Source organism: Geodermatophilus dictyosporus (genome assembly GCF_900115505.1).
GTDB lineage: Bacteria > Actinomycetota > Actinomycetes > Mycobacteriales > Geodermatophilaceae > Geodermatophilus > Geodermatophilus dictyosporus.
On sequence record NZ_FOWQ01000007.1, the window covers coordinates 192259 to 215196 of the forward strand.

General features: G+C 77.3%; 23 protein-coding genes. 14 read left to right on the forward strand and 9 right to left on the reverse strand.

Going from position 1 to position 22938, the window contains the following annotated elements; all coding sequences use genetic code 11:
• Window positions 1-2 precede the first annotated feature (2 nt).
• A complete protein-coding gene (locus tag BMZ33_RS17005; RefSeq protein ID WP_091113324.1) occupies window positions 3-1835 on the reverse strand; it encodes a S8 family serine peptidase in 1833 nt (610 codons plus the stop codon).
• A gap of 281 nt (window positions 1836-2116) precedes the next feature.
• Here BMZ33_RS17005 and BMZ33_RS17010 point away from each other — a divergent pair, with 281 nt between their 5' ends.
• The 4 genes from BMZ33_RS17010 (at window position 2117) to BMZ33_RS17025 (ending at window position 7026) form a co-directional block, all read left to right on the forward strand.
• Window positions 2117-3031: a haloalkane dehalogenase gene (locus tag BMZ33_RS17010; RefSeq protein ID WP_091113328.1), complete on the forward strand. Its 915-nt coding sequence runs from the start codon at window positions 2117-2119 to the stop codon at window positions 3029-3031.
• Window positions 3028-4143, forward strand: a complete 1116-nt coding sequence (locus BMZ33_RS17015) for a class I SAM-dependent methyltransferase (RefSeq protein WP_091113332.1) — start codon at window positions 3028-3030, stop codon at window positions 4141-4143. The genes BMZ33_RS17010 and BMZ33_RS17015 overlap by 4 nt, the downstream gene beginning before the upstream one ends.
• Window positions 4144-4190: 47 nt before the next feature.
• Entirely contained in the window at window positions 4191-5291 is a 1101-nt protein-coding gene (locus BMZ33_RS17020) for a class I SAM-dependent methyltransferase (protein ID WP_091113335.1), read from the forward strand.
• A 142-nt stretch (window positions 5292-5433) separates the two neighbouring features.
• Window positions 5434-7026: a methyl-accepting chemotaxis protein gene (locus BMZ33_RS17025; RefSeq protein WP_091113337.1), complete on the forward strand. Its 1593-nt coding sequence runs from the start codon at window positions 5434-5436 to the stop codon at window positions 7024-7026.
• A 159-nt stretch (window positions 7027-7185) separates the two neighbouring features.
• On the opposite strand, the gene BMZ33_RS24525 is transcribed toward BMZ33_RS17025, so the two are convergent.
• A complete protein-coding gene (locus tag BMZ33_RS24525; protein WP_280139236.1) occupies window positions 7186-7320 on the reverse strand; it encodes a hypothetical protein in 135 nt (44 codons plus the stop codon).
• 63 nt (window positions 7321-7383) lie between these two features.
• Here BMZ33_RS24525 and BMZ33_RS17030 point away from each other — a divergent pair, with 63 nt between their 5' ends.
• Window positions 7384-7851: a hypothetical protein gene (locus BMZ33_RS17030; protein ID WP_136697332.1), complete on the forward strand. Its 468-nt coding sequence runs from the start codon at window positions 7384-7386 to the stop codon at window positions 7849-7851.
• Window positions 7852-7876: 25 nt separating this feature from the next.
• On the opposite strand, the gene pucL is transcribed toward BMZ33_RS17030, so the two are convergent.
• From pucL to uraD, 3 genes are all read right to left on the reverse strand, one after another.
• Window positions 7877-8782 carry a factor-independent urate hydroxylase gene (pucL, locus tag BMZ33_RS17035; RefSeq protein ID WP_091113344.1) on the reverse strand — a complete coding sequence of 302 codons (906 nt, stop codon included), beginning with the start codon at window positions 8780-8782 and terminating at the stop codon, window positions 7877-7879.
• Between the two features lie 46 nt (window positions 8783-8828).
• Window positions 8829-9146 (reverse strand): hydroxyisourate hydrolase, encoded by a 318-nt coding sequence (uraH, locus tag BMZ33_RS17040; RefSeq protein ID WP_091113348.1) that lies wholly within the window; start codon window positions 9144-9146, stop codon window positions 8829-8831.
• Between the two features lie 73 nt (window positions 9147-9219).
• On the reverse strand, window positions 9220-9717 hold the full coding sequence (gene uraD, locus BMZ33_RS17045; RefSeq protein ID WP_091113351.1) for a 2-oxo-4-hydroxy-4-carboxy-5-ureidoimidazoline decarboxylase: 498 nt from the start codon (window positions 9715-9717) through the stop codon (window positions 9220-9222).
• A 40-nt stretch (window positions 9718-9757) separates the two neighbouring features.
• Between uraD and BMZ33_RS17050 the strand changes: the two genes are divergently transcribed.
• From BMZ33_RS17050 to BMZ33_RS17065, 4 genes are all read left to right on the forward strand, one after another.
• Complete coding sequence (locus tag BMZ33_RS17050; protein ID WP_169064480.1) at window positions 9758-10963, forward strand: DUF6986 family protein; 1206 nt, start codon at window positions 9758-9760, stop codon at window positions 10961-10963.
• A 57-nt stretch (window positions 10964-11020) separates the two neighbouring features.
• Window positions 11021-16120: a SpoIIE family protein phosphatase gene (locus tag BMZ33_RS17055; RefSeq protein WP_091113355.1), complete on the forward strand. Its 5100-nt coding sequence runs from the start codon at window positions 11021-11023 to the stop codon at window positions 16118-16120.
• Window positions 16121-16225: 105 nt separating this feature from the next.
• Window positions 16226-17242, forward strand: coding sequence for a sensor histidine kinase (locus BMZ33_RS17060; protein WP_169064481.1), 1017 nt, complete (start codon window positions 16226-16228; stop codon window positions 17240-17242).
• 32 nt (window positions 17243-17274) lie between these two features.
• Window positions 17275-17778 (forward strand): MarR family winged helix-turn-helix transcriptional regulator, encoded by a 504-nt coding sequence (locus BMZ33_RS17065; protein ID WP_091113363.1) that lies wholly within the window; start codon window positions 17275-17277, stop codon window positions 17776-17778.
• 3 nt (window positions 17779-17781) lie between these two features.
• Here the strand turns inward: BMZ33_RS17065 and BMZ33_RS17070 are convergent, their stop codons facing one another.
• Window positions 17782-18795, reverse strand: coding sequence for an ATP-dependent DNA ligase (locus BMZ33_RS17070; protein WP_091113366.1), 1014 nt, complete (start codon window positions 18793-18795; stop codon window positions 17782-17784).
• Between the two features lie 229 nt (window positions 18796-19024).
• Between BMZ33_RS17070 and BMZ33_RS17075 the strand changes: the two genes are divergently transcribed.
• Complete coding sequence (locus BMZ33_RS17075; protein ID WP_091113369.1) at window positions 19025-19600, forward strand: NADPH-dependent FMN reductase; 576 nt, start codon at window positions 19025-19027, stop codon at window positions 19598-19600.
• A 16-nt stretch (window positions 19601-19616) separates the two neighbouring features.
• Here BMZ33_RS17075 and BMZ33_RS17080 read toward each other — a convergent pair whose 3' ends face one another.
• Window positions 19617-20159 (reverse strand): NUDIX domain-containing protein, encoded by a 543-nt coding sequence (locus BMZ33_RS17080; RefSeq protein ID WP_091113373.1) that lies wholly within the window; start codon window positions 20157-20159, stop codon window positions 19617-19619.
• Between the two features lie 34 nt (window positions 20160-20193).
• Here BMZ33_RS17080 and BMZ33_RS17085 point away from each other — a divergent pair, with 34 nt between their 5' ends.
• Window positions 20194-20679: a DnaJ family domain-containing protein gene (locus BMZ33_RS17085; protein WP_169064482.1), complete on the forward strand. Its 486-nt coding sequence runs from the start codon at window positions 20194-20196 to the stop codon at window positions 20677-20679.
• A 31-nt stretch (window positions 20680-20710) separates the two neighbouring features.
• Here the strand turns inward: BMZ33_RS17085 and BMZ33_RS17090 are convergent, their stop codons facing one another.
• Window positions 20711-21109, reverse strand: coding sequence for a hypothetical protein (locus BMZ33_RS17090; protein WP_091113379.1), 399 nt, complete (start codon window positions 21107-21109; stop codon window positions 20711-20713).
• Between the two features lie 87 nt (window positions 21110-21196).
• Between BMZ33_RS17090 and BMZ33_RS17095 the strand changes: the two genes are divergently transcribed.
• The 3 genes from BMZ33_RS17095 to BMZ33_RS23460 all read left to right on the forward strand — a co-directional run bounded on the left by BMZ33_RS17095 (window position 21197) and on the right by BMZ33_RS23460 (window position 22448).
• Window positions 21197-22033: a helix-turn-helix domain-containing protein gene (locus BMZ33_RS17095; RefSeq protein ID WP_091113383.1), complete on the forward strand. Its 837-nt coding sequence runs from the start codon at window positions 21197-21199 to the stop codon at window positions 22031-22033.
• Window positions 22030-22197: a hypothetical protein gene (locus BMZ33_RS23455; RefSeq protein WP_169064483.1), complete on the forward strand. Its 168-nt coding sequence runs from the start codon at window positions 22030-22032 to the stop codon at window positions 22195-22197. Before BMZ33_RS17095 ends, BMZ33_RS23455 begins: the two co-directional genes overlap by 4 nt.
• 83 nt (window positions 22198-22280) lie before the next feature.
• Complete coding sequence (locus BMZ33_RS23460; RefSeq protein ID WP_169064484.1) at window positions 22281-22448, forward strand: hypothetical protein; 168 nt, start codon at window positions 22281-22283, stop codon at window positions 22446-22448.
• On the opposite strand, the gene BMZ33_RS17100 is transcribed toward BMZ33_RS23460, so the two are convergent.
• On the reverse strand, window positions 22441-22833 hold the full coding sequence (locus BMZ33_RS17100; protein ID WP_091113387.1) for a hypothetical protein: 393 nt from the start codon (window positions 22831-22833) through the stop codon (window positions 22441-22443). The two genes, BMZ33_RS23460 and BMZ33_RS17100, sit on opposite strands and share 8 nt — an antisense overlap.
• Window positions 22834-22938: the final 105 nt, after the last annotated feature.

The following is a 22938-nucleotide window of genomic DNA, read 5'->3' on the forward strand; positions in this document are numbered from 1 at the left end:
TGCTACCCGCCCCAGCCGGCGCCGGACCAGGACATGCCCGACCAGCTCATCCCGGACCAGGACATGCCCGACCACGACATGCCCGACCACGACATGCCCGACCACGACATGCCCGACCACGACATGCCCGACCACGACATCCCGGACCAGCTCATCCCGGACCAGCTCATGCCCGACCAGCTCATGCCCGACCACGACATGCCGGACCAGGACGTGCCGAGCGGCTGCCCGGCCGTCCCGCTCGGGTACCACTCGCGGCCGTTCCAGGACCCGCCGGTCCAGCCGGAGGCGGTGAGCGAGCCACCGCTCCACGCGGTGCGCGACGCCGAGGCCGCGGTCACCACCGCGGGGTCCCAGGCGCGCCCGGTGACGTCGACCTCGCCCTCGAGGGTCCCCCCGCCGTGGACGAGGTTCGCCGAGCCGCGGGCGGCCTCGAGGCTGCCGCGGCCCGTGGACCGCGGCCAGGTCTGGGCCGCCGAGGACGCCGACGGGGTCGCCGCCGTCCAGGCCGTCTTCAGGTCCAGCATCCCGCGGCCCTGCGCGATCGGGTCCGCGGCCGGGAGGGCCTTGGCCGTGCCGCGCAGCAGCGCCTTGAGCTGGTCGGGGGTGATGTCCGGCCGCTGCTGGACCAGCAGCGCCGCCGCCCCGGAGACCACCGCGGCGGCCTGCGAGGTGCCGCTGCCGCGGAAGAACCGCTCGCCGGTGCGCGCCCCGGGGTTGAGGGCGTCGAGGAAGGAGCCGGGTGCCCGCAGGCTGACCACCGACGCGCCGGGCGCGACGAGGTCGGGGTTGCGGGTGCCGTCCCCGGTGCTCGACCACGACGGGACGACGTCGTCGCCGGTGCCGTGGGTGCCCCGGCCGTCGACGCCGCCGACGGCGATGACGAACGGGTCGTAGGCCGGGTCGTTGAGCTTCTCGCTGCCGTAGCCGCCGTTGCCGGCCGCGACGACGACCGCGATCCCGCTGTGCCAGGCCACCTCGGCGGCGTAGGCGAGCGGGTCGAGCCGGTAGTCCTGCACGCCGTCGGTCCCGAAGGACAGGTTCAGCACGCGGATGTTGAGCCCGTTGCGGTTCTTGTTCTGCACGACCCAGTCGATGGCCGCGATGACCTGCGAGACGTCCGTCGCGCCCCGGGAGTCGGCCACCTTGACGCTCACGATGCGAGCGTCGGGGGCCACCCCGGTGAAGGTCGAGTCGTCGGCGCTGGTCACCGGGCTGGGCGTGGCGGCGTCCCGGCCGGCGATGATGCCGGCCATGTGCGTGCCGTGCCCGTAGGTGTCCAGGTACCGCGCCGGGCTGGCGGTGCACCGGCCGCCCGAGCAGGACGAGGCCTCGAAGGAGAGGTCCGGTCCGTGCACGACCTTGCCCGGCGCCGACAGCCCGTCGACCGGCACGATGCCGGAGTCGATGACGGCCACGTCGACACCCCGGCCGGTGAAGCCGCGGTCCCACATGCCGGCCGCACCGATGACGTCGCGCGTGATGGCGTCCAGCGACCCCGGCAGCGCGTTGGCCGTCTCGACCTCGGTGCTGGTGAGCTGCACCGGCGCGTTCTCGGTGACCGAGTCGACGCCGGGCACGCCCCGCAGCGCGCCGAGCCGGTCGGCCGGGACGCGGGCGCCGAAGGCGTCGATGATGCCCAGGTCGCGCCCGACCGTGCCGCCGAAGGACTCGACGGCCCGTTCCGGACCCTCCCCGGTGCCCGGCAGCTCCCGGACGATGACGTCGACGGGCGCGGCCCGACCCGCCGTGGCCGCCGCGGCGGTGGCGGGGCCGGCGAGGCCGCCGCCCAGTGCGGCGACGACGGTGACCGTCGCCCACCGGCGCGCGTTCATGCGGGATCACCCCACGACACGCCCCGTGAGGTGCGCGCCCCGTGGGGGCCGACCCCTGCTCTCGTGCTCACTCCGCGATACCTCCTGGTGTCGGTGCACATCCCTGTGCCTGCTGGTGCACGAGGAGTGATCGGCACCCAGGAGCGGCGGAGTACGGCGAGGGCGCCGGCCCTCATCCCTCCGGGTCAGACACGACCGGCGGGGACGTGGCGTAGGAAGCTCTACGCACGTCCGCGGGCCGCCGGACGTGGGGATCGCTCGCTCTGCCCAGGGAGGGCCGGATGGACGTCGTCCGCACGCCGGAGGAGCGGTTCGCCGCGCTGCCGGGCTTCCCGTACCCGCCCACCCACGTCACCTTCGACGCCGGCGACGGCACCCCGCTGCGCGTCGCGGTGGTCGACGTCGGGCCGCCCGGCGGCGAGGTCGTCGTCCTGCTGCACGGCGAGCCGTCCTGGTCCTACCTCTGGCGGCACGTGGTCCCCGAGCTGACCGCCGCGGGGCTGCGCGTCGTCGCGCCCGACCTGGTCGGCTTCGGCCGCTCCGACAAGCCCACCGACCCCGCCGCCTACAGCTACGCCGCGCACGTCGAGTGGGTGCGGCAGGTGCTGTTCGAGGGACTGGCGCTGGTCGACGTCACGCTGGTCGGCCAGGACTGGGGCGGGCTGATCGGCCTGCGGCTGGTGGCCGAGCACCCCGACCGGTTCGCGCGGGTCGTCGTCACCAACACCGGGCTGCCCACCGGCGACGCGCCGATGAGCGAGGCGTTCCTCGCCTGGCAGCGCTTCGCCGCCACGGCCCGGCGGTTCGACGTCGGCCGGGTGGTCGCCAACGGCACGGTGACGCCCCTGCCGCCGGAGGTGGTCGCCGCCTACGACGCCCCCTTCCCCGACGAGGCGTCCAAGGCCGGCGCCCGCGTCTTCCCGTCGCTGGTCCCCACGGCGCCCGACGACCCGGCGTCGGCGGCCAACCGGGCCGCGTGGGAGGTGCTCACCCGCTGGGAGAAGCCGTTCCTCACCGCGTTCTCCGACTCCGACCCGATCACCGGCGGCGGCGACCGGGTGTTCCAGCGGCTGGTCCCCGGTGCGCGGGGCCTGCCGCACGCGACGCTGCGCGGCGGCGGGCACTTCCTGCAGGAGGACGTCGGCCCGGAGCTCGGCCGGGTGGTCGCCGGGTTCGTCGCCGCGACGCCGAGGTGACGCCGTCGGAGGTCCTCGACCGGCTGCGCCGCGAGCCCGACGTCGACGCGCCCGACCTGGTCGCCGTCGACGCCACCGACCGGCTGCTGCTCGACACCGCGGGCGACGCGCTCGCCGGCGGAGCCCGGGTGGTGGTCGTCGACGACGCCTACGGCGCGCTCACGCTCGGGGCGGTCGCGGCCGGCGCCACCGACGTCCGGGTGCACCAGGACCTGCTGGTCGGGGAGCGGGCGCTGGCGCTCAACGCCGGTCGCACCGGCCTGGCCGGCCGCTACCGGCCGGGGAGCCTGGACGCCGGGCTGCTCGACGGCGCCACGCTGGTGCTGGCCCGGGCGCCCAAGGGCCTCGACGCGCTGCGCGAGCTCACCGAGCTGACCGCCGCGGCGGCCGGCCCGGACGTCGTCCTGCTCGTGGGCGGGCGGGTCAAGCACATGACGCTCGGCATGAACGGCGTCCTGGGCGCCGGGTTCACCGAGGTGTCGGCCACGCTGGCGCGGCAGAAGTCGCGGGTGCTGGTCGCCCGCGGGCCGCGGGCGGGCGTGCGGTCCACCTTCCCCCGCTGCCGGCACGACGCCGCGCTGGACCTCGACGTCTGCGCGCACGGCGCCGCCTTCGCCGGCACGCGGGTCGACGAGGGCACCCGGCTGCTGCTCGCGGCCCTGCCCGGCGCGGCACCGGGCGCCCGGACCGCGCTGGACCTCGGCTGCGGCACCGGCGTGCTGGCCGCCGCGCTCGCCCGCGCGCGGCCGGACCTCGCCGTCACCGCCACCGACCAGTCCGCCGCCGCCGTCGCCTCCGCGCGGGCCACCCTCGCCCGCGCCGGGCTCGGCCGGGTGGCGGTCCTCCGGGACGACGCCGCGGGGTCCCTGCCCGACGACAGCGTGGACCTCGTCGTCTGCAACCCGCCCTTCCACGTCGGCGCGGCCCTGGTCACCGCGGCGGCCGACCGCCTCTTCACCGCCGCCGCGCGGGTGCTGCGGCCCGGCGGCGAGCTGTGGGCGGTGTGGAACAACCGGCTGCCGCACCGGGCGGCGCTGCGCCGGCTCGTCGGTCCCACCCGGGCGGCGGCGCACGACCGGCGCTACACGGTCAGCGTCTCCACCGGGCGGTGACGGAGGGCCCTGGCCGCGCCGGCACGGCCGGGCCACGGTCGGGGGGCATGACCCCGACCGAGACGCTCACCGAGACCCCGCCCGTCGACGCCACCACCGCCCTGGCCGGGCGCCTCCTCGAGGCCGTCACCGCCGGACTCGAGCTGGCCGCCGTCCACCTCGGCAGCGAGCTCGGCTGGTACCGGGCGCTGGCCGACGCCCCGGCGACCGCCCCGGAGCTGGCCGCCCGCACCGGCACCGACGCCCGCTACGCCCGCGAGTGGCTCGAGCAGCAGGCCGTGACGGGGATCCTCACGGTCGACGACGTCGCCGCGGCGCCGGACGGGCGGCGGTACGCGCTGCCCGAGGCACACCGGCCCGTCCTCGTCGACCGCGACGACCTCGCCTACACGCCGCCGTTCGTGCACGCCGCGCTGGTCTTCACCCGGCAGGTGCCCCGGCTGCTGGAGGCCTACCGGACCGGTGGCGGCCTGTCCTGGGCCGAGATGGGCGACGCCCGCGACGCCCAGGCCGCCGCCAACCGCGCGTACTTCCTCGGCCCGATGGCCACGCAGGACCTCCCGGCCGTGCCCGGCGTCGACGAGGCGCTGCGGGCCGGCGGGCGGGTGGCCGACGTCGGCTGCGGCATGGGCTGGTCGGCCGTCGGCATCGCCCGTGCCTACCCCGCGGCCCGGGTCGACGGGTTCGACGTCGACGCGCCCTCGGTCGAGCAGGCACGGCGCAACGCCGAGGAGCACGGCGTCGCCGACCGGGTGCGGTTCACCGCGGCGGACGCCGCGCAGGCCGGCGAGCCGGGCGGCTACGACCTGGTCACCGCCTTCGAGTGCGTGCACGACCTCGCCGACCCCGTCGCGGTGCTCGCCGCGATGCGCCGGATGGTGCGCCCGGGCGGCACCGTGCTCGTCGTCGACGAGCCGGTGGCCGAGCGGTTCACCGCGCCGGGCGACGGTGTCGAGCGGCTGATGTACGGCTACAGCCTCACCTGCTGCCTGCCCGACGGGCTCTCCACCCGGCCCTCCGCCGGGACCGGGACGGTGATGCGGCCGGGGACGCTGGCCGGGTACGCCCGTGCCGCCGGGTTCGCCGGTGTCGACGTGCTGCCGGTCGAGCACGACGTCTTCCGCTTCTACCGACTGCGGACCGGCTGAGACCGGCCGCAGGGCCTCCTGCGCGTACCGGAACGAGGAAGGACTCCGGTGGCGCGCGATTCGGGGCGAGTCGCGCTCCTCCCGGCCGAAGGACACGACACGGCGCTCCGCTGCGCCGGCCACCGCGCTCCGGGAGAGCCCCATGTCGCGCAACACCTGGTCCGACCGCCCGCTGGGCGTCAAGCTGTCCGCTCTCGTCGGGGCCGGGGCGCTGGCCCTCGGTGCCGTGACGCTCATCGCGGTCGAGGAGTTCGCCGGGGCGAGCGACCGCACGGAGGTCCTGCTCGCGACCACCCACGCGACCGCGGAGGGGCTCGAGGCGGACATGATGCACGACGCCGTCCGCGCCGACGTGCTCCAGGCGCTGCAGGCCGCCCAGGCCGGCCGGGTCGAGGACTTCCGCGCCGCGCAGGCCGACCTCGAGGAGCACTCGGCCGCCATGCAGGAGCACCTCGACGCGGTGGTCGCCGACGGGATCGGGACCGACGTCGACGCCGCCGTCGCCGCCGTGACACCGGTGGTGGACGGGTACCTCGCCGCGGCCGACCAGGTGGTCGCGACGGCGGCGGTGGACCTGCGACTGGCGCAGGACGGCTACCCGCAGTTCCTCGCGGCCTTCACCCAGCTCGAGGAGGAGCTCCCCACGGTCGGCGACGCGATCGGCCGGCAGGCCGAGGCGGCCGCGCAGGAGACCACCGGCCAGCTCGACTCGGCGGGACCCCTGGTCCTGGCCGTCGCCGGGGCGGCCGTCCTCGTGCTCGGCCTGCTCGGCTGGGCCGTCACCCGCTCGGTCGTGGGCCCCCTGCGCCGGGTCGGGGCGGTCGTGGCCGCGATGGCCGAGGGCGACCTGCGCGGCTCCACCGGCGTGGACAGCCGCGACGAGGTGGGCCGGATGGCCGTCGCGCTCGAGACCTCGATGGGGACCGTGCGGACCGTGCTGGCCACGATCGGGGACAGCTCCACCACGCTGGCCTCGGCCACCGAGGAGCTGTCGGCCTCGGCGCAGGACCTGGCCCGGCTGGCCGTGGAGTCCGCCGACCAGTCGGGGATCGTCGCCGGCGCGGCCGAGCAGGTGTCGCAGAACGTGCAGACCGTGTCCGCCGGCTCGGAGGAGATGGGGGTCTCCATCCGCGAGATCGCCCAGAACGCCAGCGAGGTCGCCCGGGTCGCCTCCCACGCAGTCACCGTGGCCGACTCGACCACCTCCACCGTCGCCAAGCTGGGCGAGTCGTCCCTGGAGATCGCCAGCGTCGTCAAGGTGATCACCAACATCGCCGAGCAGACCAACCTGCTCGCGCTCAACGCCACCATCGAGGCCGCCCGCGCCGGGGAGGCGGGCAAGGGCTTCGCCGTCGTCGCGAACGAGGTCAAGGAGCTGGCGCAGGAGACGGCGAAGGCCACCCAGGACATCACCGCCCGCGTGCAGGCGATCCAGGCCGACACCGAGGGCGCGGTCACCGCGATCAGCGAGATCTCCTCGATCATCGGGCTGATCAACGACTCCCAGGGCACCATCGCCGCGGCGGTGGAGGAGCAGACGGCCACGACGACGGAGATGAACCGCAACGTCGCCGAGGCCGCGCTCTCGGCCGGTCAGATCGCCGAGAACATCCAGGCGGTGGCCGGTGCGGGCACCTCGACGACGCGGGCCATGGAGGACGCCCGGACGGCGATCGACGAGGTGGCCCGCCTGGCCTCCGGCCTGCAGACCTCGGTGGCCCACTTCCGCTACTGAGCGGGGCCGGCGCGCGGCGCGGGCCCCGCAGGAGGGGGTCCGGGCGGCGCTCAGCGGGTCAGGGCGTGGACCGGCTCGTCGACGTCGGCCGTCTCCCCGGCGGGGACGAAGCCGAGCGAGAGGTGGGAGGGGCCGGGCTCCCGTCGCCGTCGCGGGCGCTCACCTCAGGCGCCACAGCACGTGGCCCGGCGGCCCGGCGGAGTCCCACAGCACCACGAAGCCGACCAGATCCCCGCCCGAGCGCACCGCCCGGACGTTCCCGGGGGTCAGCGGTTCCGGCTCGACGACGGCCACCGCGCGATGCTCGCAGGACGTCGGGTGCTGGTCGCGGGGCGCCCGGGCGGGCACGCTGGCGGCATGAGGACGACGTCCCGCACCCCGTCCCGCCTGCGCCGGGCCCGGCCGTGGATCGGCCTCGCCTTCGCGGTGCAGGGCGCCGTCGCCGTCACGGGCCTGGTGTGGTCCCTCCGCGCGGACGAGGGCGACGACGGCAGCAGCGTCATCCGGCGGGTGCGCGTGATGGGCGGCACCCAGCTCCGGCCGCACAACCCGGCGCTCTCGCAGGTCGGACTCGACGTCGTCATGGCCGGCGGGGAGGTCGACCTGACCGGGCTGGCGCCGGTGCCCGGGGGAGTCGACGTCACCGTGCGCGCGGTGATGGGCGGCGCGGCGGTTCGGGTGCCGCCGGGCTGGCGGGTGTGGTCCGGCGCGCGCGGCGTCGCCGGCGGCATCGGCCTGCAGCCCGGCGTGCAGCGGGCCGACGACCCGGGCAGCGCCGACCTGCGGCTGCACGGGTGGGCCGTGATGGGCGGCGTCGGCGTCTAGACCCCGCGCTGAGCGGCCGGCGCCCTCAGCGGGAGCCGGGCGTGCCGAGCCAGGCGACCTCCGCCGGCGGGACGTCGTCGCGCAGCACGGTGCCCTCGATGAGGCCGTAGGGCCGGTCGTCGGCGTGGTAGACGAGCGTCTCGTCCTCGCCGGGGGTGTTCGACAGGCCGTACGCGGAGAGGTCCTGCAGGAAGTGGTGCCGGTTGGGCATCGACATCCGCACCTCGGCGACCTCGGGCACCGCCTCGAGCACCGCCTCGCCCATCGCGTACAGCGTCTGCTGCAGCGCGAGGGAGTGGGTGGCGGCGAAGGTCTCGAGCAGCGTGGCGCGGACCGTGGAGAAGTCGTGGTCCCAGTCCTGGTCGGCGGACGCGTAGCGCCAGCGGGCGGTGACCGCGGTGGCCAGGACGCGGTCGCGGGTCTCGGCCAGCGTCGTGTACCGGTCGCGCGGGAAGCCCCAGAACTCCGAGCCGGTGGTCTTGAGGACGACGAGGTCGGCCAGGCCGGCCAGCACGTGCAGGTCGTCCCCGTCCGCGGTGACCACCGCCGTCCGCACCTCCCCACCGGGCCGCCGGAAGGCGTGGTCGTGCGGCCGCCCGCCGACGGCGATCCGCTCCCAGCCGTAGGACTCGACCGCCACCCGGGCGCCGGTGATCCAGTCGTAGGAGGCGGCGAGGTGGCGGGCCAGCCGCAGGCCGAAGGCCTCGGGGGAGCCGACCCCGTCGCGGGCGAAGGCGAAGACGGTGTTCTTCTGCGCGTCGGTGGTCAGCACGTGCGCGTTGTCGCCCCGGGTGTGCGCGGCGGCGAAGTCGCCCCGCAGGCTGGTGCTGACGTTGAGGTCCACCAGCTCGTGGCGGGGGGAGCTGCGGTCGACCGCGACGACGCGGACCTCCGCCTTCCCGTACTGGTTGGGTCCGAGCACGATCGCCATGCCGCGCAGCCTGCCCGACGCCGGTGTTGCACGTGGAACCGGCGCGTCAGGAGCCCCGGTAGGTGGAGTAGGCGAACGGCGAGAGCAGCAGCGGCACGTGGTGGTGCTCGGCCGGCTCGGCGACGGCGAAGGTCAGCGTCACCTCCGGCCAGAACGCGGCTCCCCCGCGGTCGGCGAACCACGCCCCGGTCGCGAACACCAGCCGGTGCGGGCCGGCGACGGTCGCCTCCCCGGTGAGCCGGCAGCGGCCGTCGCCGTCGGTCACCCCCTCGGCCAGCAGCTCGTCGCCCGCGTACAGCCGGACGGCGATCCCCGCGGCCGGCCGCCCCGCCACCGCGTCGAGCACGTGCGTGGAGACGCTCACGCATCCTCCTCGCCGGCGCTCGTCGGCCACGTTCGCGGCGCTGCCCTGTCCGTGCGTGAGCTCGCGAGCTCGCTCACGAGACGAGCTCCCGCACCCGCAGCTCGGTGATCTGCGCCAGCTGCTCGACCACCTCGGCGCGTTCGGTCCCCTCGTCGTGGTCCAGCCGGCGGCGCAGCTCGGCGAGCACCTCCTCGGGTGACCGGCCCGCCGCGCGGATCAGGTAGACGTGGCCGAAGCGCTCCTCGTAGGCCCGGTTGCCCGCGACCAGTGCGGCGCGGGTGTCGTCGTCGGCCCCGCCCATCGACGCCTGCTCCCGACGGGAGGCCGCCGCCTCGGCCGAGCCGCCCTCCACCCGGTCGCCGATCCGCGGGTGCGTGGCCAGCGCGAGCTCCACCTCGTCCCACGGCAGCGCGCGGGCGACCTCGCCGGCGCGGCGGACGAGGGTGTCGGCGTCGGGGAAGGGCCGGCCGGCGACCAGCCCGGCGGCGAACCGCGGCGCGGCGTTGCAGGCGCGCAGGGCCTCGACGGCGGCGTCGGCGGGCCGGCTGTTGAACTCGTCGAGGCGGGACACGGTGACAGGATGGCAGCCCGGCCGGCCGAGGGAGGGTGCGTTGCTGGACGACGCCGTCTACACCGAGCTCGACCGGCGGCTGGCCCCGGTCGACGCCGCGCGCCAGGCCGCCTGGCCCGGCGAGCGGCCCCGCCGCCAGCCGGTGCACACCTGCTACGTGCCGGCCGACGCCGTCGTCCCCGGCGTGGCCGCCGCGTGGGGGACCGCCGCCCTGGCCGCCCTGGACGAGCACGGCCTGCCCGACCTCGGGTACCCGGCCGCGCTGCTCGACGAGGTGCTGCCGCGGGTGCGGGCCAAGCTCGCCGCCGAACCGGTCGAGGACCTCCGCGTCGACGCCGAGGACGGCTACCGCGGCCGCCCGGAGGCCGAGGACGACGACGTGCGGCGCGCCGCTGCCGCCGTCGCCGCGGACCTCGCCGCCGGCACCGCCCCGCCGTCGGTGGGCATCCGCGCCAAGTCGCTGGAGGGCCCCACCCGCCGCCGCGGCGTCCGCTCCCTCGACCTGTTCCTCGCCGACCCCGCCCTCCGCGCGCAGGCGGCCGTCGTCACCCTGCCCAAGGTCACCGACGTCGAGCAGGTGCGCGCCTTCCTCCCGGTGCTCGACGCGCTGGAGGCCGCGCACGGCGTCGCGCTCGTCCTGGAGCTGCAGGTGGAGACCCCGCAGGCGGTGCTCGGCGCCGACGGGGCGGTGACACTCGCGCGGATGGTGCACGCGGCCGGCCCGCGGCTGACCGGCCTGCACTTCGGCACCTACGACTACAGCGCGTCCCTCGGCATCGCCGCGGCGCACCAGGCCTCCGACCACCCCGCCGCCGACCTGGCCAAGCAGCTGATGCAGGTCGCCGTCGCCGGCACCGGGGCGCACGCCGTCGACGGCTCGACCAACCTGCTGCCGGTCGGCCCGCGCGAGCAGGTGCACGCCGGGTGGCGGGTGCACGCCGGGCTGGTCCGCCGGGCGCTGGAGCGCGGCTTGTACCAGGGCTGGGACCTGCACCCGGCGCAGCTGGTCACCCGCTACGTGGCCACCTACGCGTTCTTCCGCGGGGCGCTGCCGGCCGCGGCCGCGCGGCTGGCCGCCTACGTCGAGCGGACCGACGGCGGCGTGCTCGACGAGCCGGCCACCGCCCGCGCCCTGGCCGCGGTGGTCCTGCGCGGCCTGGACTGCGGTGCGGTCGACGACGGGGAGGTGGGTGCCGCCACCGGACTCGACCGGGTGACCCTGGACGTGCTCGCGGGTCGGGGCTGACGCCCGCCGCCGCGCGCGACTCCGCGCTGCGCCTAGGCTGCGAGGCGTGGTGACGCGGTGACCCCGGACGCGTCGGCCTCCCTGTTCGCCAACGGCGGTGAGGTGGGCCGGGAGATGGCCGCCCGGGACTGGGCCGCCACCCCGGTCGGCCCGCCCGGTCAGTGGCCCTCCGCGCTGCGCAACCTCGTGCGGATCGTCCTGACGTCGCGCTTCTCGATGTGGGCCGCCTACGGCTCGGAGCTGACCGCCTTCTACAACGACGCCTACCAGCGCGACACGCTGCAGGGCAAGCACCCGTGGGCGCTCGGCCGCCCGGCCCGCGAGATGTGGTCGGAGATCTGGGACGACATCGGTCCCCGGATCGAGTCGGTCCTCGCGACCGGCGTCGCCACCTGGGACGAGGACCTGCTGCTGTTCCTGCAGCGCAGCGGCTACCCGGAGGAGACGTACCACACCTTCTCCTACAGCCCGGTCGACGACGACGAGGGCCGCACCGCCGGGATGCTCTGCGTCGTCACCGAGAACACCGAGCGCGTCCTCGCCGAGCGGCGGATGGCCTGCCTGCGCGACCTGGCGACGGCGGTCGCGGCCACCCGGACCGAGGCCGACGTGCTGGCCGCCGTCCGCGCGCAGCTCGGCCGCAACGACGCCGACCTGCCCTTCAGCGCCACCTACCTGCTCGACGACGACGGCTCGGCCCGGCTGGGTGCCACGACGGGCCTGGAGCCCGGCTGTCCGGCCGCCCCGGAGCACATCGCCGCCGGCGACGCCGACCCGGTCTGGCCGGTGGACCGGCTGCGGGCGGGCGCGCAGGTCCTGGTCGAGGACCTCGCCAAGCGGCTGGGCGGCCTGCCCACCGGCGCGTGGCAGCGCCCGCCGGAGCAGGCCCTCGTGGTGCCGGTGGCCTCCTCCGCCCCGGGCACCGCCGCCGTCGCCGGCTTCCTGGTCGTCGGCCTCAACCCGCACCGGCGGCTCGACGACGCCTACCGCGGGTTCCTCGAGCTGGTGGCCGGCCAGATCGCCTCCGGGCTGCTCAACGCCGGCAGCCACGAGGCCGAGCGGCGCCGTGCCGAGGCGCTGGCCGAGCTCGACCGGGCCAAGACCGACTTCTTCAGCAACGTCAGCCACGAGTTCCGCACCCCGCTCACGCTGATCATGGGACCGGTCGCCGAGCTGCGGTCCTCCCCGGTGGCCGCCGCCGACGCCCGGGTGGCCCAGGAGCTCGAGGTCGTCGAGCGCAACGCCCTGCGGCTGCAGAAGCTGGTCAACACCCTGCTCGACTTCTCCCGGCTGCAGGCCGGCCGGATCGAGGCGCGCTTCGAGCCGGTCGACCTCGCCGCGGTCACCGCCGAGCTGGCCAGCGTCTTCCGCTCGGCCTTCGACCGGGCCGGCCTGACGCTCACCGTGGACTGCCCGCCGCTGCCCCAGCCGGTGCACATCGACCGGGACATGTGGGAGAAGGTCGTCCTCAACCTGCTCTCCAACGCGCTGAAGTTCACCTTCACCGGCGGGGTCACCGTCCGGCTGCGCCTGGAGGGTGGCGGGGACGGCGGCGCCGCCGTGCTCACCGTCGCGGACACCGGCACCGGCATCCCCACCGCGGAGCTGCCCCGGCTCTTCGAGCGCTTCACCCGCGTCTCCGGCGCCCGTGCGCGGTCGGGCGAGGGCAGCGGCATCGGCCTGGCGATGGTCCGCGAGCTGGTCGGCCTGCACGGCGGCACGATCGCCGTCGACAGCACGCCCGACGTCGGCACTACCTTCACCGTCGCGCTGCCCACCGGCACCGCCCACCTGCCCGCCGAGCGGATCGCCCCGGCCGTGCCGGAGGCGCCCGCCGTCTCCGCGGCGGCCACCCCCTACGTCACCGAGGCGCTGCGCTGGCTGCCCGGCGGCGAGCGCGTCCCGGCGACCGCGCCGGAGACCGTCCCGGCCCGCGCCGGCCGGGTGCTGGTGGCCGACGACAACGCCGACATGCGCGACTACGTCGCCCGGCTGCTGGCCCCGGTGCACCGGGTGCAGGCCGTCGCCGACGGGCAGGCCGCGCTCGAGGCGGCGCAGGCCGACCCGCCGGACCTCGTCGTCAGCGACGTGATGATGCCGCGCCTGGACGGCGTCGCGCTGCTGGCCGCGCTGCGCGCCGACCCGCGCACCGCCCGCGTGCCCGTCGTCCTGCTGTCGGCCCGCGCCGGGCAGGAGGCGGCGGTCGAGGGCCTGGCCGCCGGCGCCGACGACTACCTGGTCAAGCCGTTCTCCGCGCAGGAGCTGCTGGCCCGGGTCGACGCCCACCTGCAGCTGGGCCGGGCCCGCCGCGCGGCCGAGGAGCGCTTCACCGCCATGGCCGACCTCGCGCCGGCGCTGATCTGGGTGGCCGACGGCGAGGGCCGACGGGTGTTCCTCAACGCGGGCTGGAGCGCCTTCACCGGCCGACCCGCCGAGGACGAGCTCGGCGAGGGCTGGCGCGAGGGCCTGCACCCCCAGGACCGCGACCGCTACGCGCGGACGGTGTCCGCGGCGCTGGAGCGCGGCGAGGGCTGGGAGGTCGAGTTCCGGCTCCGCCGCGCCGACGGCGCCCACCACTGGCTGCTCGAGCGCGGGGTGCCGATCGGCGGCGACGCCCGGCGGGGCGCCGTGGGCAGCTGCACCGACATCAACGCCCGCTACCGCGAGACCGAGCGCCAGACGCTGCTCGCCGAGGTCGGCACCGCGCTGGACCGGGAGACCGAGGTGGAGGGCCAGCTCGCCGGGCTCGCCCGGCTGGTGGTCGAGCGGCGGCTGGCCGACGTCTGCACCGTCCGCGTGGTCGGGGACGACGGCCGGCTGCGCTACGTGGGCCGGGCCAGCGTCCACGGCGACACCGCGGCGACGCTGGCCGGCCTCGACCCGCACGGCGGGCTCGGCCGGACCGTCCTCGACACCGGCCGGTCGCAGCTGCGGCCGCGCCTGGACGGGCCCGGCGACTCCGGCGTCCGGCTGGACCTCAGCTCGGCGCTGGTCGTGCCGCTGTCGGTCCGCGGGGAGGTCCGCGCCGTGCTGGCGCTGGGCCGCCACGACGACGCCCCCGCCTTCCACGAGGACGACCGGGCGCTCGCCGAGGAGATCGCCGCCCGCGCCGCGCTCGCCCTGGACAACGCGCTGCTGCTCGCCGAGGAGCGGGCCGCCGCGCGCCGGCTGGGCCTGCTGCAGCGGGCCACCGCGGAGCTGTCGGCGGCCACCACGCCGGTCGACGTCGCCCGGGCCACGACCGGCCAGGTGGGGACGCTGACCGGGCACGGCAGCCGGGTCGGGGTGTTCGAGCTCGACGACACCGGCCGCGACCTGCGCCTCCTCGCGCTCACCGGCTCGGCTCCCGAGGCCGAGCAGCAGTGGTCGCGCGTCCCGCTGTCGGCGCCGCTGGCGGTCACCACCGCGGTCACCGAGCGGCGGCCGCTGTGGATCGAGGACATGGCCGACTGGCCCGGCGCCCGCGGCGGGCTCGACGACGGGCAGGCGTCGTCGCTGGCGGCGTTCGGCCTGGCCTCGACCGTGGCGCTGCCGCTGGTGGTGGCCGGCCGCGTGGTCGGTGTGGTGGGCGTCGGCTTCCCCGAGGTCCGCCGTCTCGGCGCGCCCGAGCGCGGCATGCTGCTGGCCGTCGCCGAGCAGTGCGCGCAGGCGCTCGACCGCGCCCGCCTCTACCGGGCACAGCAGGCCATCGCCTCCACGCTGCAGCGCGACCTGCTCCCGCAGCAGCTGCCGCGGCTCGACCGCCTGGCCCTGGCCGCCGAGTACCTGCCCGGCGCGGCCGGCAGCTCCGCCGGGGGCGACTGGTACGACGTCGTCGAGCTCGACGGCGGGCGGGTCGCCGTCGCCGTCGGCGACGTCGTCGGCCAGGGGCCCGCGGCGGCCGCCGTCATGGGGCAGCTGCGCAGCGCCCTGTCCGCGGCGCTGCTGCAGGGCAGCCCGCCGGCGGCGGCGCTGGAGCTGCTCGACCGGTTCGCCGCGCGGCTGCCCGGTGCCCGGGCCTCCACGGCGGCCTGCCTGGTCCTCGACTGCGAGACCGGCTCGGTGCGCTGGGCCCGTGCCGGCCACCTGCCGCCGCTGCTGCTCGCCGACGGGACGGCCACGCTGCTCGAGGACGGCGCGGGCGCGGTGCTCGGCGCCCCCGGGCGGCGGCCCTACACCGAGGGCAGCACCGTCGTCGCCCCCGGGGCGACGCTGCTGCTCTACACCGACGGCCTGGTCGAGCGGCGCGGCGAGTCCCTCGACACCGGCCTGGAGCGGCTCACCGCGACCGCGGCCGAGCTGGCCGCCGCGGACCCGGGCCGGCTGACCCGCGCGCTGCTCGCCGAGGTGCTCGACGACTCCACCCCGCCCGACGACGTCGCCGTCATCGCCGCCCGGCTCACACCCCCGCCGGTGCACGAGACGCTGCCGGCCGACCCCGCCCGGCTCAGCCGCGTCCGCCGCACGGTGACCACGTGGGCGCTGGCCGCCGGCCTGACCGAGGACAGCCTCGACGACCTGCAGCTGGCCCTCGGCGAGGCCCTGGCCAACGCCGTCGAGCACGCCTACGCCGCCACCGGCGGCGAGGGCCGGTGCGAGTACCGCCTCGAGCGCACCGCGGACGGCAGCGTCGACGTCTGCGTCCGCGACGAGGGGGTCTGGCGCCCGGTGCCGGCCGACCCCGGCCACCGCGGCCGCGGGCTCGAGCTGATCTCCGCCCTCGCCCTCGACGTCGAGGTGGCCCGCACGCCCGACGGCCAGGGCGCCGACGGCGCCGGGACGACGGTGCGGTTCCGGTTCGTCCCGGCCGGGCCGGGACCCGCCGACCCGCCGGTGCGCCGCGTCCCCGCGCCGTCGGCGGCCGAGGCGGCGCGGCTGACCGTGCACGGCGACGGCGACGGCGACGGCCTGCGGCTGGAGGTCGCCGGCGAGGTCGACCTCGCGGTGGCCCCTGCGCTGCGGGCGGAGGCGCTGCGGGCCCTCGAGGACCTGGCGCCGGGCGCGCGGGCGGTGCTCGACCTGCGGCCGGTCACCTACCTGGCCAGCGCCGGCGTGCACCTCGTGCTCGAGCTGCGGTCGGCGGCGGCCGCCCGGAGGGCCGTCCTGGACGTGCAGACACGGCCCGGCTCGGCGGCCGCGCGGGTGCTGGAGCTCGGCGGGCAGCTGGGCCGCCGGTAGCCCGGGCGGGTGCCGGCGGGTACCCCGACAGGAAGCATCCCGCCGGGTGTTCCACAATGGAGTCGGACGGCTGGGACCCACCGGCCCGGAACGGTCGAGGGGCCAGTGGATCCACTCGCTGGGGGCTCCGCCACGCAGGCGGAGCCGGGACGTCCCGCGCGCGCGCACGCGTCCGCCTTCTCGCACACCGCGGCCGCGGTCCACACCACCGACGAGCTCGTCGCGGTCGCCGCCGCCGCGGTCGAAGAGGGGCTGCGCCGGGGCGACCTGCCGGTCCTCGCGCTCACCCCGGAGGTGGCCGAGGCGGTGCGCCGCACGATCGGGGCGAGCGCCGGGCAGGTGCAGGACGACCAGCGCATCTGCCTGCGGGGGGTCCGGGCGCCCGACGCCCTGGTCGTCACCCGGCGGCTGCTCGAGCGGGCCCGCGCCGGCGGCTCGGGCCGGTTGCGCATCGTCGCCGAGCCGCAGTGGGGGACCGACCCGCTGCGCTGGCGCGAGGTGCGGCGCTACGAGTCGGTGTCCAACGCGCTGATGGCCCGGGCCCCGGTCACGGCCCTGTGCCTCTACGACCGCGAGCGGTTGCCCGCCCAGCTGGTCGCCGCCGCCCGGCAGACCCACCCCGAGCTGCTCATGGGCGGCATCCGCGTCACCAGCAGCGACTACCACCGGCCCGAGCTCTACCTGCGCGAGCTCGCCCGGGTCCGGGAGCCGGTCGAGGAGGGCCGGCCGGCGTTCGCCGTCGACGGCGTGCCGACCCTGCCCGCGCTGCGCGGCGCACTCCGGCAGGTCCTCGCCCAGCGGGTGCCGGACGAGGACCAGCGCGCCGACCTGCACCTGGCGGTGAGCGAGGTCGCGGCCAACGCCTTCCGGCACGGGCGGCCACCGGTCTCGGCCCGGGTCTGGGCCGACGACACCCGCGTCGTGTGCGCCGTCACCGACTCGGGCCGGTCCTTCGACGACCCGCTCGCGGGCTTCCTCCCCGCCCACGGCGACGACCTCGCCGCCGGCGGGATGGGCCTGTGGCTGGCCCGCAAGCTGTGGGACTCCGTCGACCTCGTGCCCGGCCCGGCGGGCCTGACGGTGCGCCTGGCCACGGCCCTGGTCCGACCTCCGGCGGGTTGACGCTGCCGATCGCTCACTGCTGAGGTATCCGCGTGGAGGATGCCGTCGACCTCATCCTCGAGCAGTGGGCGCGGGAGCGTCCCGACCTGGACTGCTCACCGATGGGGGTCATCGGCCGGATCACCCAACTGCAGCGGGAGGTCCACCTCGCCCAGCGCGCGACCTTCGCCCGGCACGGCCTGGACGCCCCCGCCTTCGACGTGCTGGCCGCGCTGCGCCGCGCGGGCGAGCCCTACCAGCTCACCCCCACGGCGCTCATGCGCACGGCGCTGGTGACCTCCGGGGCGATCACCCAGCGGCTGGACCGGCTGGAGGCCAAGGGGCTGATCACCCGCACGCGCAGCGAGGACGACGGCCGGGCCGTCGTCGTCACGCTCACCGCGGCCGGCCGGGCCGCGCTCGACGCCACGCTGCCCGACCACCTGGAGACCGAGCGCGGCCTGCTGGCCGGGCTCACCCCGGCCGAGCTCGATCAGCTCGCCGGGCTGCTGCGCCGGTTCCTCGTCACCCTCGGGCGGCTGCCCCAGCACCCGTGAGCGTCAGTCGGCGGGTGGCACGTCCTCGGGGCGCAGGTCCGGGCGCACGCGGACGAAGCGCAGCGGGTGCCGGAAGACGCCGGCCTGCAGCGCGGCGTCCGCGCTGACCTCGACGACGACGCCTGGCCCGACCCGGGTCAGCGGCACCGACAGCCGCCCGCCGCCGAAGCGGCCGGTGCCGATCCGGTCGGGCCACGGGTGGTCCGGCCCGGCGGGGGTGAGGACGGCGGCCAGCTCGGCCGCGGCGGCCGGGGGCAGCGGGCTCGTGCGGCCCACGACGACCAGCTCGCCGTCCCGGTAGCGCCCGGCCACCAGCTGGCCGGGCCGCTCCAGCGTGCCGATCACCCCGCCGGCGAGCACCTCCGTCGTCTCCCAGGACTTGACCTTGAGCCACTCCCGCCGGCCGCCGGCGTACCGGGTGGCCGCACCCTTGGCGACCAGGCCCTCGACCCCGAGCGGCCGCAGGTCGGCGGCCCAGCCGCGGGCCTCCTCCGGGTCGGCGGTCACCGGCGAGAGCTGCATCGGCGGCGCCCAGCGGGCGGCCAGCTCCTCCAGCCGGGCCCGGCGGGTGCGCAGCGGCCGGGCGCGGGTGTCGTCCCCGCCGGCGGCGAGCAGGTCGAAGGCGACGTAGGAGGCGGGGTGCGCGGCGGCCTGGGCGGCCATGCGCGACAGCGGGGTGACCATGCGGCGCTGCAGCAGACCGAAGTCGAGGCGCTCGCCGTTCCAGACGACCACCTCGCCGTCGAGGACGGTGCCGGCCGGCAGCTGCGCGCGGGCGGCCGCGGCGACGTCGGGGAAGCGCTCGGTGAGGTCGCGCCCCTGCTTGGACCACAGCCGGGTGCCGCTGCCGTCGCGGACGACGACGAGGCGGTAGCCGTCCCACTTGGGCTCGTAGCGGCAGCCGCCGGGGAGTGCGTCGGCCCGGGGCAGGTCCCGCACCGGCTTGGCCAGCTGCACCGCGACCGGCCCGGCCAGGTCCGGCGGCAGGCCCGGCAACCCGGGGACGGCGAGCGGCACCGGGACAGCCTCGGGTCCCACCCGGTCCCCGCGCAGGTCGCTGGGCGGCGGATCACCCCTTCAGGGCACGTCGCCACCCTGCGCGACGGGTCTGGCGGGCCCGCGCAGCGGCAACGGACACGATCGGGTCGCGGCGGTGCGGTGGGGGTCACGCGCGGTGGCGGAAGGGCTCGACCCGGGTGACGGTTGAGAGGTCAACGAGTCGTCCCGCCGTCCCTCGGAGGTCCCGGTGTCCCGTCCCGTCCTGCAGGTGGTCGCCGCCAGCACCCGTCCCGGCCGCCGCGGCCTCGCCGTCGCCGAGTGGGTGGCGCGGCTGGCCGGGGAGCACGGCGGGTTCGACGTCGAGCTGGTCGACCTCGCCGCCGTCGCCCTGCCGGTGTTCGACGAGCCCGACCACCCGCGGCTGCAGCGCTACACCCACCAGCACACGAGGGACTGGAGCGCGACGGTGTCGCGCGCCGACGCGTTCGTCTTCGTCACGCCGGAGTACAACCACTCCTTCCCGGCCTCGCTGAAGAACGCCCTGGACTACCTGTCGGTCGAGTGGGCCGACAAGGCGGCCGGGCTGGTGACCTACGGCGGTGTCTCGGCCGGCCTGCGGGCCTCGTCGGCGCTCAAGCCGGTGCTCGGCGCGCTGCGCCTGCTGCCGGTGGTCGAGGCGGTGTCGGTGCCCTTCTTCGCCCAGTTCGTCGACGAGGACGGCCGCTTCGTCCCCAACGTCGAGCTGGAGGCCGGCGGCAAGGCGATGCTCGACGAGCTCGCCCGGGTCACCCCCGCCCTGCGCGCCCTCCGCGCCGCGGCGTGAACCGGCCGTGGACGTGCTAGAGGCCGCGCAGCAGGAGGAGGGCGTAGGCGGCCAGTGACGGGCCGTCGGTGAAGCGGCCGTCGCGGACCATCTCCCGCAGCTCGGCCCCGGGGACGAAGACCGCGACCATGTCGGCCTCGGTCACCTCGCGGGCGGTCGGGCCGGGCGTCAGGTCGGTGGCCAGCCAGACGTCGAACTCCTGCGTCGACAGCCCCGGCGCCAGGTCGAGGTGGCCCAGGTGATCGAGCCGGCCGGCCCGCAGCCCCGTCTCCTCGGCGAGCTCGGCGCGGGCGAGCTCCTCCGGCGTCCCGCCGCCGCCCGCCGCCAGTGCCTCGGCGGACCAGGTGCCCTGCGGGAACTCCCGGGCCCGGCGGCCGACCGGGTGGCGGAACTGCTCGACCAGCCAGAACCCGTCCCGCTCGGCGGCGATCACGAGGGCGAAGTCCGGCTTCTCGACGACGGAGTAGACGCCGGTGGAGCCGTCGGCCCGCTCGACGGTGTCCTCGCGCAACCGGATCCAGGGGTTGCGGTAGACCTCCCGGCTGCCCGTCGTCCGCATGCACCCGAGCCTGGCAGAGGCGGAGCATGGAGGCGTGACCGACCGCAAGCCGCCCGGGGTGTCCTTCGAGACCTGGGTGGAGCGGCAGATCGGCCAGGCCCAGCAGCGCGGCGACTTCGCCGGCCTGCGCGGTGCCGGTGAGCCGCTGCCGGCCTGGGACCCCGACGAGACCGCCTACGACTGGGCCATCGCCAAGGCCCGTCGCGAGGGCATCCGGCCCGCCGAGATGCTGCCGCCGGGCCTGCGGCTGCGCCGGGAGCGCGACGAGCTGCCCGAGCGGGTGGCCGACCTCCCGTCGGAGGGCGCCGTCCGGGCCGTCGCCGGGGACTACAACGCCCGCGTCGAGGCGTTCTGGCGCCGTCCGCAGGAGAGCCGTTGGTCGCCCGTTCCGGGCCTGGCCGACGTCGAGGCGCTGGTGGAGGGGTGGCGGGAGAGCCGGCCGCCCCCGCCGGAGCCGCCGGCCGCCGAGGCGCCCGACGCGCGACCGCGCCGCCGCTGGTGGCAGCGGCGGCGCGGGTGAGGCGGGCCCTCCGGGCGGACCCCGGGCCGGGTCAGCGGCGGCGCAGGCCGGCGACCTGCAGGACGGCGAAGCCGGCGACGACGGCGGCCTGCACCAGCACCCACACCGTGCCGGCGGCGGTGAGGTCGAACCGGTCCGTCGCCACGACCGCGACGCTGCCGGCCGCCCAGAGCAGGTTGGCGCCGACGACGGCCTCCGAGGCCACCGCCGGTACCGGGCGCCGGGCGGCCACGACGGCGACCGCGGCGGCGAAGGCGACGAGGAACGCGCCCACCCCGTACAGCGCGCCCGGGGGGACGCCGAGCAGGCCGGTGAGCAGCGGGGCGGCGGCCAGGTAGGCCAGCCCGTTGGCGCCGGTGACGGCGGCGTCGAGCCGCAGCGCCAGGGGGAGCAGGTCGAGGGTCCGGGCGGGGGCGGTGGTGTTCGTCATGCCGGGGACCGTGGCCCCGGCGGGGAGGGGCGTCGACTACCTCGCAGGTAGGCGACGACGGTCCCCGGCCTCGCTAGCGTCCGGCCCGTGACCACCACCCTGCGGCCGCCGGTGGGCGAGCTGCTGCGCGGCTGGCGGCAGCGCCGCCGGCTCTCCCAGCTCGACCTGGCCAACGACGCCGGGGTCTCCGCTCGGCACCTGGGCTTCCTGGAGACCGGGCGGGCCCGCCCGAGCCGGGAGATGGTGCTGCGCCTGGCCGAGCACCTCGACGTCCCCCTGCGCGAGCGCAACGACCTGCTGCTGGCCGCCGGCTTCGCGCCCGCCTACGCCCGCCGCGGCCTCGCGTCCCCCGACCTGGCCGCGGTCACCCGGGCGCTGGACCTGGTCCTCGCCGCGCACGAGCCCTTCCCGGCCCTCGTGGTCGACCGCTCGTGGGAGCTGGTCACGGCCAACCGGGCGCTGGCGCTGTTCACCGCCGGCCTGCCGGCGCACCTGCTCGAGCCGCCCGTGAACGTGCTGCGGCTGAGCCTGCACCCCGAGGGGCTGGCGCCGCGGATCGCCAACCTCGCGCAGTGGCGGGCGCACGTGCTGCACCGGCTCGGCCACGAGGCCGACCTGACCGGCGACCCGGGGCTGGCCGCGCTGCACCGGGAGCTGACCGCGCTGCCCGGCGGGAGCGACCGCTCCACGCCCGACGGGATCGCCGTCCCGCTGCGGCTGCGGACCGGCGGCGGCGTGCTGTCCTTCCTGAGCACGGTGACCACCTTCGGCACCGCCGTCGACCTCACCGCCGCGGAGCTCTCCGTGGAGGCGTTCCTCCCCGCCGACGCCGTCACCGCCGAGGCCGTGCGCCACCTCGCGGCCGGGGCCGCCGGCGAGCACAGTGGGAGCCTGCGTTCCGTCGACGGAGGAGGACGGCCATGACCGAGAGCACCGGGTCCGGCGGGGGCGACGCCCAGGGCGTGCGCTCGACGCCCAGTGGCACCGCCGGCAGCGAGGCCGAGGACCTGCACGGCACCGCCCGCGAGGTCCACCGGGACAACGAGGAGGGCGGCGCCGAGGAGGCGGCCCGGACCCCCGGGGCCTGAGCCGCCGCGTTCCGCCGTCGGCGCAACCGGGTTGCGGCGGCGAGGTCGGCGGGTAGGCGTCCCCCGAGGCAGAGGAGGCCACCATGACCGAGGTGCCGGGAACCGACCGCGAGCAGGCGGAGAAGCAGGTGCTGGAGGAGACGCCGCTGCGCCCCGAGGGCGTCGGGGAGGACACCTCCACCAGCGGCGACGAGGGCCAGACCGGCGACTCGGCCAAGCCGGGGGCCGGGAGCACCGACCCCGTCACCTGACCCGGCGACGTGCCCGCCCGCCCGCGAGGAGGGCCAGCAGCGCCGTCGCGCCCGCGCAGGCCAGCGGCACGCCGCTGACCAGCCACAGGTCGCCGGCACCCGCGGGCCCGGCGGCCGCCACCAGCCCGGCGGCCAGGCCGCCCACCGCCGCGGCGGCGCTCGCGGTCAGCGAGGTCCGGCGGGCGTCCGGGGCGCCCCGCCGGGTCAGGGAGCCGGCGACGAGGGCGAGGACGGCGACGCCGAGGAGCAGGCCCCCGGCGGTGCGCTCGTGCGCGTGGTCGGAGATCGCGAACAGCAGGTAGCCGAGCGCCCCCACCAGCCCCGCCGAGGCCAGCCAGGCCCAGGGGAGGGCAGCGAGGGGGCGGGGGGTCGTCGCGGTCGTCACGGGACCGTCCTTCCGTCAGCGGTACCGGGTGGTGCCGCCATGGTGGCGAGCCGGGGGCCGGCCGTCACCGGTCCCGCGGCCCGGTGCCGCCTCGTCCTCGAGGAC